Source organism: Arthrobacter sp. B1I2, from assembly GCF_030816485.1.
Classification (GTDB): Bacteria; Actinomycetota; Actinomycetes; order Actinomycetales; family Micrococcaceae; genus Arthrobacter.
Map to the genome: position 1 here is coordinate 1,303,073 of NZ_JAUSYC010000001.1, position 16,735 is coordinate 1,319,807.

12 protein-coding genes, 1 rRNA gene and 1 pseudogene are annotated in these 16,735 nt (G+C 67.3%); 10 read left to right on the top strand and 4 right to left on the bottom strand.

What is annotated here, in order from left to right:
* Positions 1–45 precede the first annotated feature (45 nt).
* The 5 genes from rrf to QFZ57_RS06100 all read left to right on the top strand — a co-directional run bounded on the left by rrf (position 46) and on the right by QFZ57_RS06100 (position 6,083).
* Positions 46–162 (top strand): 5S ribosomal RNA (gene rrf, locus QFZ57_RS06080).
* A gap of 281 nt (positions 163–443) precedes the next feature.
* Positions 444–728 carry an HU family DNA-binding protein gene (locus QFZ57_RS06085; protein WP_011693739.1) on the top strand — a complete coding sequence of 95 codons (285 nt, stop codon included), beginning with the start codon at positions 444–446 and terminating at the stop codon, positions 726–728.
* Between the two features lie 114 nt (positions 729–842).
* Entirely contained in the window at positions 843–3,020 is a 2,178-nt protein-coding gene (locus QFZ57_RS06090; protein WP_306898785.1) for a cytochrome c oxidase assembly protein, read from the top strand.
* Positions 3,020–5,044 (top strand): NHL domain-containing thioredoxin family protein, encoded by a 2,025-nt coding sequence (locus tag QFZ57_RS06095; RefSeq protein WP_306898786.1) that lies wholly within the window; start codon positions 3,020–3,022, stop codon positions 5,042–5,044. The genes QFZ57_RS06090 and QFZ57_RS06095 overlap by 1 nt, the downstream gene beginning before the upstream one ends.
* A 169-nt stretch (positions 5,045–5,213) precedes the next feature.
* The gene (locus QFZ57_RS06100; RefSeq protein WP_306898787.1) at positions 5,214–6,083 is read left to right on the top strand and encodes a type IV toxin-antitoxin system AbiEi family antitoxin domain-containing protein; all 870 of its coding nucleotides are present in this window, start codon (positions 5,214–5,216) and stop codon (positions 6,081–6,083) included.
* A gap of 58 nt (positions 6,084–6,141) precedes the next feature.
* On the opposite strand, the gene QFZ57_RS06105 is transcribed toward QFZ57_RS06100, so the two are convergent.
* The 4 genes from QFZ57_RS06105 to QFZ57_RS06120 form a co-directional block, all read right to left on the bottom strand.
* On the bottom strand, positions 6,142–7,134 hold the full coding sequence (locus tag QFZ57_RS06105; protein ID WP_306898788.1) for a hypothetical protein: 993 nt from the start codon (positions 7,132–7,134) through the stop codon (positions 6,142–6,144).
* A 211-nt stretch (positions 7,135–7,345) separates the two neighbouring features.
* Complete coding sequence (locus tag QFZ57_RS06110) at positions 7,346–9,127, bottom strand: helicase HerA-like domain-containing protein (protein ID WP_306898789.1); 1,782 nt, start codon at positions 9,125–9,127, stop codon at positions 7,346–7,348.
* Between the two features lie 65 nt (positions 9,128–9,192).
* Entirely contained in the window at positions 9,193–9,726 is a 534-nt protein-coding gene (locus tag QFZ57_RS06115; RefSeq protein WP_306898790.1) for a GNAT family N-acetyltransferase, read from the bottom strand.
* A gap of 3 nt (positions 9,727–9,729) precedes the next feature.
* Entirely contained in the window at positions 9,730–11,664 is a 1,935-nt protein-coding gene (locus QFZ57_RS06120) for an FAD/NAD(P)-binding protein (protein ID WP_306898791.1), read from the bottom strand.
* Between the two features lie 388 nt (positions 11,665–12,052).
* Between QFZ57_RS06120 and QFZ57_RS06125 the strand changes: the two genes are divergently transcribed.
* The 5 genes and pseudogenes from QFZ57_RS06125 to QFZ57_RS06145 all read left to right on the top strand — a co-directional run bounded on the left by QFZ57_RS06125 (position 12,053) and on the right by QFZ57_RS06145 (position 16,733).
* On the top strand, positions 12,053–12,973 hold the full coding sequence (locus tag QFZ57_RS06125; RefSeq protein ID WP_306901542.1) for an amino acid ABC transporter permease: 921 nt from the start codon (positions 12,053–12,055) through the stop codon (positions 12,971–12,973).
* Complete coding sequence (locus QFZ57_RS06130) at positions 12,973–13,782, top strand: amino acid ABC transporter ATP-binding protein (RefSeq protein ID WP_306898792.1); 810 nt, start codon at positions 12,973–12,975, stop codon at positions 13,780–13,782. The genes QFZ57_RS06125 and QFZ57_RS06130 overlap by 1 nt, the downstream gene beginning before the upstream one ends.
* A 12-nt stretch (positions 13,783–13,794) precedes the next feature.
* Entirely contained in the window at positions 13,795–14,841 is a 1,047-nt protein-coding gene (locus tag QFZ57_RS06135) for a transporter substrate-binding domain-containing protein (protein ID WP_306898794.1), read from the top strand.
* A pseudogene (locus tag QFZ57_RS06140) lies at positions 14,838–15,675 on the top strand (DUF1684 domain-containing protein). The gene QFZ57_RS06135 and the pseudogene QFZ57_RS06140 overlap by 4 nt, the downstream one beginning before the upstream one ends.
* Complete coding sequence (locus tag QFZ57_RS06145; protein WP_306898796.1) at positions 15,672–16,733, top strand: LLM class flavin-dependent oxidoreductase; 1,062 nt, start codon at positions 15,672–15,674, stop codon at positions 16,731–16,733. The pseudogene QFZ57_RS06140 and the gene QFZ57_RS06145 overlap by 4 nt, the downstream one beginning before the upstream one ends.
* Positions 16,734–16,735: the final 2 nt, after the last annotated feature.

Consider the following 16,735-nt stretch of genomic DNA (forward strand, 5'->3'; position numbering starts at 1 on the left):
AAACTTCCCACACCAGCCCCAGGGGTCGGTGACGGGTACAAGGGTTACGGCGGTCATAGCGTGGGGGAAACGCCCGGTCCCATTCCGAACCCGGAAGCTAAGACCCACAGCGCCGATGGTACTGCACCCGGGAGGGTGTGGGAGAGTAGGTCACCGCCGGACAACCATTACGGTCGAGGCCCCAACCAGAACACGGTTGGGGCCTCCCACATTTAAACCACCACCACCACAAATGAGCGCGCCTCGCAGGAAACCCTGCAGGATGTGCACGGGCGTTCTCCAGGGGTGAAATTTACCCCCGGAATCGGTGATTAACCTCAAAAAGTCGCGGAAACACGCGGAATTTGCGGACCGGAAGCGCCCAAGCTGGTAAGTTTTCGGACAGTGGCTTGTGCGCATGCCGCGTGCAGGCTCCAGAATCAAAAGCGTCCAGGAGGACATAAATGGCTAAGAACCGTAGTGAACTTGTTGCAGAGGTAGCAGGCAAGGCCGGCACCAGCCAGGCTGCCGTCAACTCCGTCCTCGATGCACTGTTCGAGGTTTTCGAGACTTCTGTCGCCGCGGGCGAGAAGATCACCATCCCCGGCTGGCTCGCCGTCGAGCGCACTGACCGTGCAGCACGCACCGGCCGCAACCCGCAGACCGGCGAAACCATCCAGATCGCAGCAGGCCACAGCGTCAAGCTGACCGCCGGCTCCAAGCTGAAGGCTGCAGTCTCCAAGAAGTAGAGCTCGCCCCCGCCCGGCACACAGCCGGCTGGAACAGGAGCGGCAACCCTCGGGTTGCCGCTCCTTGGCGTTTAACCCGGATTCGGTGCCCGGGCGGGCGTAGCGGACAATGGAATGGTGTCTTCTGCCGCAAAACCACGTTCCACCCCGCCCCAAGCCGCTCCCGGCAAGGGAGCTGCGGTCCGGGACGCCGGAACCCGGGGGATCCCGCTACTTTGGCAGCTTGCAGGTTTGGCAGCACTCTTCCTGGGCCTCGCAGCAGCACTGATCTTTTCCGGCGCTGCAGCGGCCCGCAGCGTAGCTGACCCCGGTGCCCTGGTCCGCTGGGGCCTGCCCGTCAGCAAGGCCATCCACAACGTATCCGTGGCGACGGTCGTCGGAGGCCTGATCTTCGCCGTCGGCATCCTTCCCCGAAACCTCAACGCGCGCACCCACAGTGCGCGCGGGCGGGACCGGGAAACACCTGCAGACGGCGCGGCTCCCGAACATCCCGCCTTTACCCGGGTGTTGGCCATAGCGGCTGTTGCGGGCGCGGTGTGGACTTTGTCCGCCATCGCAGTCCTGGTACTCACCTATGCCGATGTAGCGGGGCAGGGCCTGTCGGGTGATTCGGCATTCACCCAGGCGCTGGTCTATTTCATGACGGACATCGAGACCGGCAGGGCATGGCTCGCCGTCACCATCATCGCCGCAGTGGTCACCACGGCGCTGTTCGGCGTCAGGTCCCTGGGCGGCCTGGCCCTCACCCTCATCCTGGCGCTCATCGGCCTGGTCCCCACGGCCCTGATCGGACACTCTTCGAGCTCGTCGGACCACGAGGGCGCCATCAACTCACTCGGCCTGCACCTGGTGGGCGTGAGCACCTGGGTGGGCGGCATCGTTATCCTGGCCCTGTTGTCCGGGATCCTGACTGGATCCAAGGCCGGGGCAGCCACGGATATCACAGAGCCCACGCTCCGCCGGTTCTCCACCCTGGCCGGTTTCGCGTTCGTGCTGGTTTTCGCCTCGGGCATCATCAACGCCAGCATCCGCGTCACCAGCTGGTCTGATCTTTTCGGCTCTGCCTACGGCCAGCTGATCCTGGCCAAGAGCGCGGCCGCGGTGGTGCTGGGCGGCATCGGCTTCATGCACCGGCAGTGGGTCATCCCGCAGCTGGGCCGCATGGGTTCCACCATGTCCTCGCGGCGGGTCCTGTGGCAGCTGGTGTTGGCCGAGCTGCTGGTGATGGGCGCCACCTCCGGCATTGCCGTGGCCCTGGGCCGCTCAGCCCCGCCGCAGCCAACGGAACTGGCGCCCAATGCCTCTCCCGCCTTCATCCTCAGCGGTTACGAGCTGCCCCCGGAGCTGACGCCCGAACGCTGGCTGACCGAGTGGCGCCTGGACTGGATCTGGGTTGGTGTGGCCCTCTTCGGCCTGGTGGCCTACTTCCTGGGCGTTGCCAAGGTCCGCCGCCGCGGCGACTCGTGGCAGTGGTTCCGGTCGGTCAACTGGGTCATCGGCCTGGTGGTACTGACCTACATCACTTCCGGGCCGCCGTCGGTCTATGGCCGCATCCTGTTCTCCGCGCACATGGTGGACCACATGGCGCTGACCATGGTCGCCCCGATCTTCCTGGTGCTGGGTGCGCCAGTGACCCTGGCGCTGCGTGCACTGCCCGCCCGCGGCGACGGATCGCGGGGTACGCGCGAATGGCTCCTGGTCTTCGTTCATTCCAGGTTCTCGCAGCTGGTCACCCATCCGCTGTTCGCCGCAGCCAACTTTGCCGGCTCGATCGTGCTGTTCTACTACTCGGACCTGTTCGGCTTCGCCATGCGCGAGCACGTGGGCCACGAACTGATGATCCTGCACTTCCTGCTCACCGGCTACATTTTCGTGCTGAGCATGATCGGCACCGACCCGTTGCCCCGCCGCGCACCGTACCCCATGCGGCTGCTCCTGCTGCTGGCCACCATGGGCTTCCATGCCTTCTTCGGTGTTTCCATCATGGGCGGGACGGGTCTGCTGGCCGCGGATTACTTCGGTAACCTGGGCCGCACGTGGGGACCGTCGGCCCTCCTTGACCAGCAGGCCGGGGGCGCGGTGGCCTGGGGCATCGGCGAGGTGCCCACGCTGCTGGTGGCGATCGGCGTCGCCATCATGTGGTCCCGGTCCGACCAACGGGAAACCAAACGCGTGGACCGGGCGGCAGACAGGAATAATGACGCCGATCTGACCGCTTACAACGATATGTTTGCCAAATTGGCCGAACGCGACGCCAAGCTGGCTGAACGCAACAAGCTGGAAGGACGCTGATGAGCGAAACCGTACGCACGCATGCCCGGGTCCGGGCTTCCGAACTGGTGGGCCGCAACTGGTTGAACACCGGCGGCAAGACCCTGGACCTCGAGGCCCTCCGCGGCAAGATCGTGCTGCTGGACTTTTGGACGTTCTGCTGCATCAACTGCCTGCACGTCCTGGACGAGCTGCGGCCCCTCGAGGAACAGTACTCGGACGTCCTGGTCACGGTCGGCGTCCACTCGCCCAAGTTCGAGCACGAGGCGGACCCGGTGGCGCTGGCCGCTGCCGTGGAGCGCTACGAGATCCACCACCCCGTGCTGGACGATCCCGAGCTGGACACCTGGAAGGCGTACACCGCCCGCGCCTGGCCCACCCTGGTGGTCATCGACCCCGAGGGCTACATCGTGGCGCACCTCTCCGGTGAGGGCCACGCCGACGGGCTGGGTGTCCTGATTCCCGAGCTCATCGCCGAACACGAAGCCAAGGGCACCCTGCACCGCGGCTCCGGCCCGTACGTGGCGCCCGAGGCGACATCAGGCACCCTGCGCTTTCCCGGCAAGGCATTGTTCCTGCCGCCGGGCCGCGGCTCCTTGGCTTTGGCTGGAGCGTCCGACGGCGGAGCTTCCGCCGGTGCCGCAGCACAGGATGCCGGGGGCAAGGGTTCCTGGCTGGTCACCGACACCGGCCACCACCGCCTGGTGGAGCTGGGCACCGACTTCCAGACAGTCCTGGCCACCTTCGGCTCGGGTACCAAGGGCTACGCGGATGGTTCCGCTGCGGGGGAAACCGCCAGTGCCCAGTTCAACGAACCCCAAGGCCTGGTCCTGCTCCCGGAAGATGTGGCAGCCAAGGCGGGCTACGACGTCGTGATTGCGGACTCGGTCAACCACCGCCTCCGCGGACTCTCGCTCACGGACGGCAAGGCCTCCACCCTGACCGGAAACGGCATCCAGCGGCTGCTGGAAACAGGCCCGGCACGCGTGGACGAAGAGGGCGCGGGCTTCAGCGGCTCACTGGGCAACGATCCGCTGGAGGTTGCCCTGAGCTCGCCGTGGGACGTGGTGTGGTCCCGGAAGCTCAACGCGGTGGTGGTGGCCATGGCCGGCACGCACCAGATCTTCAGCTTTGACCCCGTGACGGGCGCGGTGGCCATCATTGCCGGCAACGGCCTGGAAGGCCTGCTCGACGGGCCGGCCCATGAGGCCTGGTTCGCCCAGTCCTCCGGCCTCGCCGAAGATGCTGACGGCAACATCTGGGTGGCCGATTCCGAGACCTCCGCCCTCCGGAAGCTGGTCATCGCCGAGAACGGCACCATCACCGTGGAGTCCGCCGTGGGCAAGGGCCTGTTCGACTTTGGCTTCCGGGACGGCCCCGCCGCCGAAGCCCGGCTGCAGCACCCGCTAGGCGTCACCGTCCTGCCCGACGGCTCCGTGGCCATCGCGGACACCTACAACGGTGCCGTGCGGCGCTACGACCCCGCGTCCGGGACCGTGTCCACCCTGGCCCGTGGCCTGGCCGAGCCCTCCGACGTGATCGTTGACCACACGCAATCGGCTGGGTCAGAGCCGCTGCTGGTGGTGGTGGAGGCGAACAAGCACCAGCTCGTCTACGTTCCCATCCCCAAGGAAGCCCAGCAGGTGGACGAGGGCGCGTCCCAGACCCAGCGGCCCAAGAGCCCCGTGGCTCCGGGCGCGCTGGACCTGACCGTCCGGTTCACGGCGCCCACCGGGCAGAAACTCGATGACCGCTGGGGCGACCCCACGCAGCTGAAGATTTCCTCCACGCCGCCCGAGTTGCTGGTGTCCGGCGGCGGAACCTCCGTGGGACTGCTGCGCACCCTGGAGCTGTGCCCGGACGTGCCCGAGGGCGTCCTGCACATTACCGCCCGCGCCGCCGCCTGCGACGGCCCCGAAACCGAGGACGGCGAGATCCCGGACCACGCCGCCTGCCACCTCTACCAGCAGGACTGGGGCATCCCCGTGGTCCTGCAGGCGGACGGCGACACCGAGCTGGTCCTGGACCTGCGCGGGATGGACTGACCGCCGCGTTCCTTTGTTGAACTGGCCCGGTTTTCAGACCCTTGCAGCCTGGAAACCGGGCCAGTCCTGCTCCTGCTGGCCTTAAAACCGGGCCAGTCTGGGTCCGCCTTTGTCCACATAGCCCCCTGCACGCCTGCCGACAGCCCCGGCTTGCAGACATTGTGGCCTTATGGACCCTATGGAGATCCTCAGGTCAGCTGGGGGAGTGCTGCTGCGCCGGGATGTACTCGCTTCAGGTGCCACTGAGACCGAGCTTCGCCGGGCGGTCCGGAGCGGCCAGGTGATACGGCTGGAGCGGGGCCTCTTGGCCATGGCGGGCGCTGATCCGGAACTGGTGGCTGCCGGTATTGCCCGCGGTCTCCTGACATGCGCCTCCGCCGCCCCAAAATACGGCCTCTGGCAGCTCCGCCCCGCCGAGCGGCCCCACTACTGGCAGAGCAACGGGCGAAGTGCAGCCCCTTGTGTCACCCACCGGCTTGCGCTGACGCAGCAGCCGCAGCACAGGACCCTTGCGGCACTTCCGGATGTCCTGCTTCACGCGTTGCTGTGCCTGCCCGAACTTGAGTCCTTGGTCATGGTGGAGTGTGCTTACAGCCGCGGCGACATCGATCCGTCTTTTCTCTTTCGACATTTGGATGGCAAGCGTTGCGGCAAAGCACGGAATGTTCTGTCGAAGTTGGAGCTTGGCGCAGACTCCCTCCTGGAAACCCTGGCGAGGGTGCTGTTCCGGGACGCGGGCATTGCCACCGAGACCCAGGTGTGGATCGACGGCATTGGGCGCGTCGATTTCCTCCTGGAGCGATTCCTCATCGTGGAGATTGACGGGATCGCCTTCCACCTTGAGCCACGGCAATTCAAAAAGGACCGCCGCAGGGATAACGCGGCAACACGCCAGGGCTTCCCCGTGCTCAGGTTCTTCTACGACGACGTGGTGTACGCGCCGGATATTGTCCTGGCCCAGGTTCGGGAGGTGCTGGCACGGGGTTCCCTGAGATGGCCACAGCCAAACCGGCCCAGTTTTCGGCAGGATTGGGTCTAATTCTGCAAGCAGCACCGCAGGCAGGGCCCAAAAAGTGGGCCAGTCTGGATGCGGGGACCTAGAAGGTCAGCATCGGGGTGACCTTGACGGTGCCGCCGGAGACGTCCAGGCGGGTGGTGAAGCTGAAGTCCACCTCCGCGTCCAGCGGGTACCAGGCCCCGGTGAAGGCGTTCTGCTGCAGCGCTTCCACCTTGGCCTTGCCGTCCAGGGGAGCCACCACCCAGCGGCCGTCGAACGGTTCCACTGAGACGCCGGGGTATTCGGTTACGGTCCAGCGGATGCTGCCGTCCTGGACCCTGTTGTTGCTGGTGTAGTAGAAGGGGCAGTCAGGCTGGAGCTTCTGTTCCTTGACGGCCTCCGCGGCGCAGCCATCCAGGAATTCCCGGACCTTGGCCGAAACGTCATTCTTCAACTTGTCCGTGGCCTGGGTCAGCAGGTTAAGCGGGGCTACGGGGGTGTCCCTGGTGGTGACGGTGGCCCGGGTGGCGGGCGCCGAGAAGTACTGCCCACTCAGGGAGGCTTCGTACTCGCCCGGATAGAACACGGCAAAGGAGTTGCGGCCGTTGGGCATGTTCACCGGAACGCCGTTGACCTCTGCCTCGTTGCCGTTGACCACGGTGATGTCAACGGTGGGCAGCCGGGACGGGACGAACGCCCAGGTATTGAAGAACAGCCACTCGGTGCCGGTCTTCTGCAGCAGGAATTCCGTATGCAGCCGGCTGCCGTCGATCGTGTAGTCCAGCGGCACCATGACCTGGTTCCCGGGGCGCTCTTCAGGGTCGCCAATGGTCACATTGGCCAGGCGGGACGCGGACGTCTGCAGCCCGGGGCCATCCAGCATGGCGGCGTTGCTGGGCGGAACCGCGGCCCTCAGGAGCCCCAGCGCCCGCCCGCCGTCGCCGCTCCTCAGGGCGTCCAGGTACTCCCTGACCGGCTGCTGCGGGCTGGCCACCGTATTGTTCACCACGTTGATGGCCACGATGGCTCCGGCGACGGCAAGCATGAGGCCCAGCAGCCATCCGGCCGCGATCCTCACCAACGCTTGACTCATCTGCACGTTCCTTACAGTAACGGCAGTGCGGACGCACACTAAAGTTGGGGTCCCCCTAATCTGCCAGGCAACGCCCGGTTAACGCCCGACGGCGGCCCGCCAGGATGCTGTCAACAGGAGCCTTGGGCGGCCCAGGGGACACCCTTTGGGCTGCGTACCAGCCGCAGGGCCAGCCGGTGTGGGGCCAGCTGCCGGGACCCCCGTTCTGGGGTCAGCGGCGACGGCGCCGGGACGCCGTGCCGAACACCCCGCGGAGCAGCTCGCGTCCCAGCTGCGTGCCCATGGACCGCGCCATGCTCTTGAGCCCGCCGCCCAGCGCGCCACCAAGTACTCCGCCGAGGTCACCCATCATCCCGCCGGGCTGGGGCTCCGGTTCACGGGACTTCGGCTGCCGCGTCCTGGGCGCCCGCGGCGCTCTTGTACGCCGTGCCGTTTCCCGCGCTTCACCGTCCTCCGGCCCGCCGTATTCGGGTTCAGGATCCTGCGGCGCGGGACCCGGAGCCTGCGCGGGCCTGCTGCTGGGCCTGCCCAGGATCTCTTCCTCGATCCGCCGGGCCTCTGCGTCCACGTCGTACCCAGCCGCGGTGCCAGGTGCACCGGCATCGGCAGGCTCGGCCGCAGCCGGGCCTGTGGGGGCCGCGGCCTTGCCGGTGAGCTTCTCGTACGCGGACGCGTTGTCCACCGCGGTTCCGTACTTGCCCAGCAGTGCGGAACCGGCAACCGTGCTGCGGACCAGGGCTTCGTCGCTGGGCCCCATGAGGGACTCGGGAGCGCGCAGCCGGGTCAGGGCCACCGGGGTGGGCGCGCCCTTCTCGTTCATGACGGTGATGACGGCCTCGCCGATGCCCGCGGAGGTCAACGTCTCTTCGAGGTCGTAGTCGCTGACCGGGAACGTGGACACCGTGGCCTTCAGCGCTTTGGCGTCCTCGGGGGTGAACGCGCGGAGGGCGTGCTGTACGCGGTTGGCGAGCTGGCCCAGGACGTCGGCGGGGACATCCTTGGGGGTCTGGGTGACGAAGAAGATGCCCACGCCCTTGGACCGGATCAGCCGGACGGTGGTGGTGATGGCGTCCAGGAAAGCCTTGCTGGCTCCGTTGAACAGCAGGTGGGCTTCGTCCAGGAAGAACACCAGCTTGGGCTTGTCCAGGTCGCCGGCCTCGGGCAGGTCCTCGAACAGGTCCGCCAGCAGCCACATCAGGAAGGTGGAGAACAGCATGGGCTTGGTCTGCAGGGTGGGCAGCTCCAGGCAGGTAACCACGCCGCGCCCGTCCGGGGCCGTGCGCAGCAGCTCCGCGGTATCGAACTCCGGCTCGCCGAAGAATTTCTCCAGCCCCTGCGCCTCAAGGTTCACCAGTTCCCGCAGGATCACACCCGCGGTTGCCTTGGACAGGCCGCCGAGTTCCTCCAGCTTGTCCTTGCCCTCGTCGGAAGTGAGGTACTGGATCACGGCGCGGAGGTCCTTGAGGTCGATCAGCTCCAGGCCGTTCTTGTCCGCGAAATAGAAGACCAGCTGCAGGCTCGATTCCTGCGTGTCGTTCAGTTCCATGATGCGCGAGAGCAGGATGGGCCCGAACGAGGTCACGGTGGCGCGCACAGGAACACCGTTGCCGTCCCCGCCCAGCGCCAGGAACTCCACCGGAAACGTTTTGCCCTGCCACGCCTGGCCGATGCTGTCCGTGCGGGCCTTGAGCTTGTCGCTTCCGACGGCGGCAGTGGCCAGCCCGGAAAGGTCGCCTTTGATGTCGGCCAGGAAGACCGGAACGCCGGCCGTGGACAGCTGTTCGGCCATCATGTGCAGCGTGACGGTCTTGCCCGTGCCGGTGGCGCCGGCCACCAGCCCGTGCCGGTTCATCATGGCCAGGGGCAGCCGCACCGGCGCGTCCTTGTGGAGCTCGCCGTCGATGATGGCGGCTCCCAGCTCAATGGTGGCGCCTTCCAGCGTGTAGCCCTTCTGGATGGTGGCAAGCTTCTCTGCTGTGGTTTTGGTGGCCATGGCGCCAGCATAGCGGCGGCTGTCCGGTTTGGGCGGCACCCGGCCCGTCAACCCGGCAGTCCGTCCTAAAGCGGCGCCGGCAGGTCCTTGGTGAACGCCAGGGGCCCGATGCTTTCCGGATCGGCATCCAGATCGAACTGCGCCTGGTAGCCGGTGTTGAGGTAGAGGTGCTTGGCCTCGGGCTGCCGCGGGCCGGTGGTGAGGTAGAGCCGGGTGTAGCCCCGGGAAGCGGCCAGGGCTTCCAGCTCGGCCAGGACCAGCCGGGCCAAACCACGACGGCGGTGGGCCGAGTGCGTCCAGATCCGCTTCAGTTCCGCGGTGGTTTCGTCATAGCGGCGGAACGCGCCGCCAGCGATCGACACACCGTCCTCCTGGATCACCAGGAGGGCTCCGTGCGGTCCCTCGAATTCCTCCGCGGGGTAGCGGTTCAGTTCCTCCGCGGCAGCCGAGCGGCCGAACAGGTCCCCGTAGCGGGTGTCATATTCGACGGCGAGCTCGTCCAGGAGCGGCCGGACGCGTGGATCGTGCATGGGCAGGCTGAGGACCGCCAGGCTGGCTGGGTCAAGCGGCCTGGGACGAAGTTCGGGTTCTGCGGTCACGTTTCAGTTCTTTCCGACGGCGGCTGGTTCTGGAGTAATTGTGGCCCGGGCAGACAGGTCCTTGGCAACGCCGAGGATGGTCCGGGCCAGGGCATCGTTCTCCCGGAACGGCGCGGCGTTGGTGTTGGGCCGGGCAAAGGCGCCCGCGCCCCAGCCTGATGTGCCCGGGCCCACGCCAAACAGCGTGGACCGAGGTACGCCGTCCGCTCCCACCAGCTGGTGCTGCGGGGAGACCAGGAGTTTCCCGGTGGAGTGGATGCCATCGGACGTCAGCAGCTGCTGCTCGCTGCCCAGTCCGCTCCCATGCAGGGCAGCCAAAACGGGGTTGAGCGAGCGGGCAACCGACGTGGACGGCAGCCGCGCCTCGATCAGGGCCTTGGCCGTGACCGTCACCCCGGACTGGGCGGAAGCAGCAACAAAAAGCCCGGTGGCTTCGTTTGCTGACACTTTCAGGCCGGGGCCCAGGAACTGCAGCAGGCCCGCCCGGTGCAGCGCCAGCATCTGGCGGAGCCGGTGTGGCGGCGGCCCGGAATCCACGAAGCTGAAGAAGCCGTGCCACCAGCCGTGCATGACCTGCTGCGAGCGTGCGTTCAGCCGCTCGGGCGGGACCACGCGCCCCACCTCCATGTACACGTGCAGCAGGGCCAGGAACAGGGCAAGGGTTTCCGGATGGTCCGGGCTGTCCCGCAGCGCCAGGTCGTCCTCGATGTACCGGGCCACCGCATCCTGCACCTCCGTGTGATCACCAAAGCGGCGGCCCTCATAGGGACGGTCCAGCCGCTCCAGGTCCAGGTGCAGGCCGGAGTCCGGCACGGCAGCGTTAACAAGGTCAGCGCGCTCAGTGCTGTACCAGTCCAGGCCGGCATAGCGCTCAGCGAAATCGTCCCAGCCCATGGCGGCCCGGTCAGGACTTCCGGTGAGCAGCTCGCGGTAGTAGTAGTGCCCGGCTTCCTTGGCAATGAGGGGCCAGAGGTGCCGGTGGAAGTCCAGTTCGCCGTGCTGCCGCAGCAGGTCCTCCACCGCTGCGGCCGTAAAGAACTGCAGCGGCCCGGGGTCCTGACCCCGCAGGGCTGCGGAAATCTTGGAGTGGTACGGCACGCCCCGCCGCGAGCCGGCCCACAGGACTGGTTCCCGTCCGGACGGAAGGTAGCGCAGCCCGCCGTCGGACGTTTCCTCAAACCTGCCGCCGCGTCCTTCCATGAGGAGGGCCAGCAGGTCCACGAACGCCAGGCCCATGCCGGAGACGATCACGTCCTGCCCGGGGGCGATGGGGGAGTAGTCGACGTCGGTGGTGTAGCTGGGTGCCGCGTGGTAGCCGCCGTGCCGGGCGGCGAAGTCCGTGAAGCCGGCGGATATGGCGTCGGGGCGGGAGTCGGTGTGGCCAAACGCGGTCAACACGATGTCCGCGTGCAGGGTCCGGCCGTTGGCCAGTTCAACCGCGTGGCCGCCGCCGTCCAGGTCAGTGATGCCGACGGCGGTGGTCCGGTGGACCGTGACGCTGTGGCCCAGGGACCTGGCGGCGCGGCGGAAGAACCACTCCAGGTACTGGCTCTGCAGTTGGCGGGTGGGAAACGTGGTGGCAGTGAGGGACCGCAGCTGGTCCCGCAGCGGCTGGGGAAAGTCCGGAACGTCGATGATGGAGGCGTCCAGCACGCCGGCGGCCCATTCGGCCAGCCCCGGCCCGGGGGCGGCGGGACCGGCACAGTCCACGGAGGCGTCGGTGAACATGGTGATGTCCGCGGCCATGGAGTTCAGGAGGAGCCCGGGGTCCTGGTCGTACCGCCAGATGCGGCCCGAACCCGGGATGTGCGGCTCCACAACATGGATCTGCAGCGGGCCCGCGAAGACGTCCGGCCGGTTGGCGGCGATCCGCTCCAGCACGCCCGCCGTGCGCGGTCCGCCGCCGATGAAGACGATGGCCGGGATGGTGGCTGGCATGGGCACTCCTGACGGCCGGGGCTGGGTTGAGTGCCCATGCTAGGCAGCCGTGACGACGGCGGTCGAGCGCCTGGTCACGTCCGTTAACTCCGCGTCACGGCACGTCAAGGGACGCAAAAAACCGACTCATGACGCCGTACGAAGCCCCGTGAAGTATTGCAACCTGCCGCCTTGCCGGCACCTTCCGGCCGGTCCTAGATTTGCAGCCAGCAACCGGGGCGAGCCGTCCCGACGCCGGGCACTCCGGCTCCAGTCCAGGAAAGAGAAGTGAGGTGGCCCCGTGAGTTCAGCAACCAGGGTGGCGCAATCAAAGCAGCCGCAACCGGTCCAGCCGCAGCCGGAACAGGCCACGTCAGCGCCGCCGGACGGAACCGCTGCCCCGGCGCGGGTGGCCACGGACTACTCGTCCTACCGCGTGGTGGCAGCCAGGCATCCGTGGCGCTGGGTGGGGACCGCCCTCGTCGCGCTCGGTGTCTTTGCCGTGGCCTGGTCCCTGGCCACCAACCCGCGCTGGGAGTGGGGCGTGGTGGCCCAGTGGTTCACCGCCCAGTCCGTGGTCAACGGCCTGCTGGAAACCCTGAAGCTGACCGCCATCTCCGGCATCCTCGGGTTTGTACTCGGCTTCATCCTGGCCCTCATGCGGCTCTCCGCGTCGCCGCTGCTGGTCTCGGTGTCCTGGACGTTCTCCTGGATCTTCCGGTCAACCCCGCTGCTGGTCCAGATGCTCCTTTGGTACAACCTGGGCTACCTGTACGAGAAAATCAGCCTGGGAATCCCGTTCACGGACGTCCGGTTCTTCGAGGTGCAGACCACCACACTGATCAGCCAGTTTGCGGCAGCAGTGCTGGGGCTCACCCTTAACCAGGCTGCCTACTCGGCTGAGATCATCCGCGGCGGCATCCTGTCCGTGGACCAGGGCCAGCTGGAGGCTGCGGCCGCACTGGGCATTCCGGCCTGGCGCCGCTCCACCCGCATTGTCCTGCCGCAGGCCATGCGCGCCATCCTGCCCACCGCCTTCAACGAGATCATCGGCCTGGTCAAGGGCACGTCAATCGTCTACGTCCTGGCCTACTCCGAGTTGTTCTACACCGTCCAGGTCATCTACAACCGTACGCAGCAGGTCCTGCCGCTGCTGCTGGTGGCCACGCTCTGGTACATCGTGATCACGTCCGTGCTGAGCGTCTTCCAGTACTACATCGAGCGGCACTACTCGAAGGGCGCGGTGCGGAACCTGCCGCTGACGCCCCTGCAGAAGGCCCGCAAATTCTTCGCCACCCACGCGGCTGTGCCCAACCGGAGGAACTTCTGATGACTGAGACCCTTACCGCCCCCACTGCCACCCGCGGCCTGGTGGAGATCACGGGCGTCCGCAAATCCTTCGGCGCCACCGAAGTCCTCAAGGGCGTCAGCCTCACCGTGGAGCCTGGCGGCGTGGCCGTGATTGTGGGTCCCTCCGGCTCCGGCAAGTCCACCCTGCTGCGCACCATCAACCACCTGGAAAAGGTGGACAGTGGCTACATCGCCATTGACGGCCAGCTGGTGGGCTACGAAGTCCGGGGCGACCGGCTGCATGAGCTGCGCGAGAAGGAAATCCTGAGGCAGCGCACCGAAATCGGCATGGTGTTCCAGAACTTCAACCTGTTCCCGCACCTCACCGCGCTGGAGAACGTGGCGGAAGCACCGGTGGTAGCCCAGGGACGCTCGAAAGACGACGCCCGCCGCCGCGGCCTGGAACTGCTGGACCGCGTGGGGCTCAAGGACCGCGCCGGCGCCTACCCGCGCCAGCTCTCCGGCGGGCAGCAGCAGCGCGTGGCCATCGCCCGGGCGTTGGCCCTGGACCCCAAGATCCTGCTGTTCGATGAGCCCACCTCCGCCCTGGACCCCGAGCTGGTCAACGAGGTGCTGGACGTGATCCGCGAACTGGCCAAGTCCGGCACCACGCTGATCATCGTGACCCACGAAATGGGCTTTGCCCGCGATGTGGCGGACACCGTGGTGTTCATGGACCAGGGCCAGATCGTGGAACAGGGCACCCCGCAGGAAATCTTCAGCAACCCCCAGGAACCGCGCACCCGGAGCTTCTTCTCCAAGGTGCTCGAACCGGCTTTCAACATCTAAAGGACCCGCCCCATGGCTTTCTCCACCAGCGGCCTACGCCGCAGCCGCGCACTCGCTGTGCTTCCCGCCGTCGTACTTCTTGGCACCGCCGCTCTGGCAGGGTGCGCCGATCCCGGCGCCTCAGCCGCCGGAAACGCCAGCGGAGGAGCGCAGACGACGGCGGCCCGCAATGGCGTTGTGTACAACACCTCCCCGGACCAGCAGCGGGTCCGGGCTGAGAAGGACGCGGCGCTCGCCGCCAAGGTCCCTGAGCTGATCGGCAAGGACGGCAAGCTGACCGTGGCCACCACCGCCGGATCCATCCCGCTGTCCTTCCATGCCACGGACGACAAGACGCCGATCGGGTCTGAGCTGGATATTGCCCAGCTGGTGGCGGACAAGCTGGGGCTGGAGCTGGACGTCCAAGTGACCTCCTGGGAGAACTGGCCGCTGAAGACGCAGTCCGGCGACTTTGAGGCCGTGTTCTCCAACGTGGGCGTGAACAAGGACCGGGTGAAGCTGTTCGACTTCGCCAGCTACCGGGCCGCGTACATGGGTTTCGAAGCCAAGAAGTCGTCCACCTATGACATCAAGGGCGCGGACGACATCTCGGGCCTGAAGATCTCCGTGGGGTCCGGCACCAACCAGGAGAAGATCCTGCTGGCCTGGAACAAGGAACTCGAGTCCAAGGGCAAGGCGCCGGCCACGCTCCAGTACTACTCGTCCGACGCCGACACCATCCTGGCGCTCTCCTCCGGCCGAACGGACCTGAACATCGCCCCGTACCCGTCCACGGTGTACCGCGAGAACACGCGTGACGACCTGAAGGTGGTGGGCAAGGTCAACGCCGGCTGGCCGTCCGAAACGCTGGTGGCTGCCACCACCGTGCGCGGCAACGGCCTGGCACCGGTCATCTCGGAAGCATTGAACTCGGTCATCAAGGACGGCTCCTTCGGAAAGGTCCTGGAACGCTGGGGCCTGTCCGAGGAAGCGCTGCCGGAATCCAAGACCATCACCCAGGAAACCTTCGCTGCCACGCAGGCATCCGCCTCTGCCACATCTTCAGGAAAGGCATCATGAACGCCGTGCACACTGACACCGCCCTCGAGTCCTTCGACGCCGACTGGCAGGAATGGCACGCCGCGCACGAACGGCACCGCGCCCACCCGCACGGCTTCCTGGCGGTGACCCATCTGCACTGGCTGGGCGATGAAGCCGCCCGGCTGGAAGGTGCCCCGGGCATCTGGAGTGTGGAGGCCGACGTCGTCCGCGTGGTTTTGGGGGCGGGCGAAAGCCTGCAGCAGGACGGCGAGGAGCTGAACAGTGGGTCCGGAGCTGCGGTTGAGCTTGGCCCCATTGAGGAGCGCGGCGGCATCAACCTAGTGTCGGGCGACACGGTGATTGAGCTGGCCAAGCGCGGCGGCGAGTACATTGTGCGGCCGCGCCATCCTGAGAACCCGCTGTTGCAGGCGTACCAGGGCACCCCCGCCTACTCGCCGGATGCGGCCTACGCAGTCCGGGGAACCTACGTGCCGTTCAAGGCGCCGCGGCCCACCACGGTGGGTGCCGCCGTCGAAGGCATCCAGCACGTCTACGAGGCGCCGGGCGAGATCCGCTTCAAGCTGGCCGGCCGGGAGCTGGCGCTGACCGCGTTCAACCGGCTCTGCCCCCGGGTCGCTGCTGGTGCTCTTCACGGACCAGACCTCCGGCAAGACCACCTATGCGGCCAACCGCTCGCTCTCGGCGGTGCCCGCGGCGGACGGGTCGGTGCTGCTGGACTTCAACCGGGCGGTGAACCTGCCGTGCGCTTACACGGACCTGGCCACCTGCCCGCTGCCGCCGGCCGAAAACCGGCTGCCCGTGGCCATCGAGGCCGGCGAGAAGATTCCCTACGAACGTCAGGACCAGAAGTGAGCACCTCTTCACCACGCCAGGCAGGGTTCCTTGCCATCGAGCTCGACGGCGCCGGCTGGGAGGGTGCGGACATCACCCGCGCCGTGCTGGCTGCGGAGTCGGCCGGCTTCCACGCCGCCACCTTTACCGATGCCCCGGTGCCGGGCCGCGCCAACGCCCTGCAGCGCGCCGCGTTCGCCGGGCCCGTCTCCCGGACCATTGCCCTGGTCCCCGAGGTGGACACCGTCTACACCGAACCGTTCCACGTCTCCACCCAGCTGGCCAGCCTGGACTACGTCTCCGGCGGCCGGGCCGGGTGGATCGTGACGGCGGCCGAATCACCGGAGGCTGCTGCCGCCGTTGGCCGCTCTTCCGTGACCGGTGCCGCCCTGGGCCAGGAGGCCGCGGCGTCCATCGAGGTATCCCGGCGGCTGTGGGATTCATGGGAAGACGACGCCGTGATCCGCGACGTTGCCACCGGGCGCTACATCGACGTGGACAAGTTGCACTACGTCGATTTTGAAACGCCTGCTGATTTTGCGCGCCCGGGTTATTCCGTCAAGGGGCCGTCCATCATCCCGCGGCCGCTGCAGGGCCAGTTGCCGGTGCTGGTTCCGGCGTCCCTGCTGGGGGAGGTTTCTACGGGCGCCATGGATGGCGTGCTGGTGTCCGCGCCTGCCGCGGAACTGCTCGCCGCCGAGATCCGCGATGCGCGGACCCGGGTGGGTGCGTCTATTGCGGTGATCGCCGAGCTCGACGTCGTCCTGGACGCGCGCGGGCAGGCTGCGGCTGGGCGTTTGGCTGGCTTTGATTCCGGCCGTGCCGTCTATGCAGGTTCCGCAGCCGGCCTCACCGACTTCCTCGACGACCTCCTGAAGGAGGCCGACGGCGTCCGGCTCCACCCGGCGTCGCTCGCCGTTGACCTGGAGGAGCTGGGCCGTCTGGTCCTGCCGGAGCTGCGCGGCCGCGGGGCTCTCCGCCCGGTTATCCAGGACGGCACCTTCCGCGACCTGCTGGGACTGCAACGCCCGGTAAGCCGCTACACATCCGCCGCTGCGCCCGCCGGCGCTGGAAAGTAAGG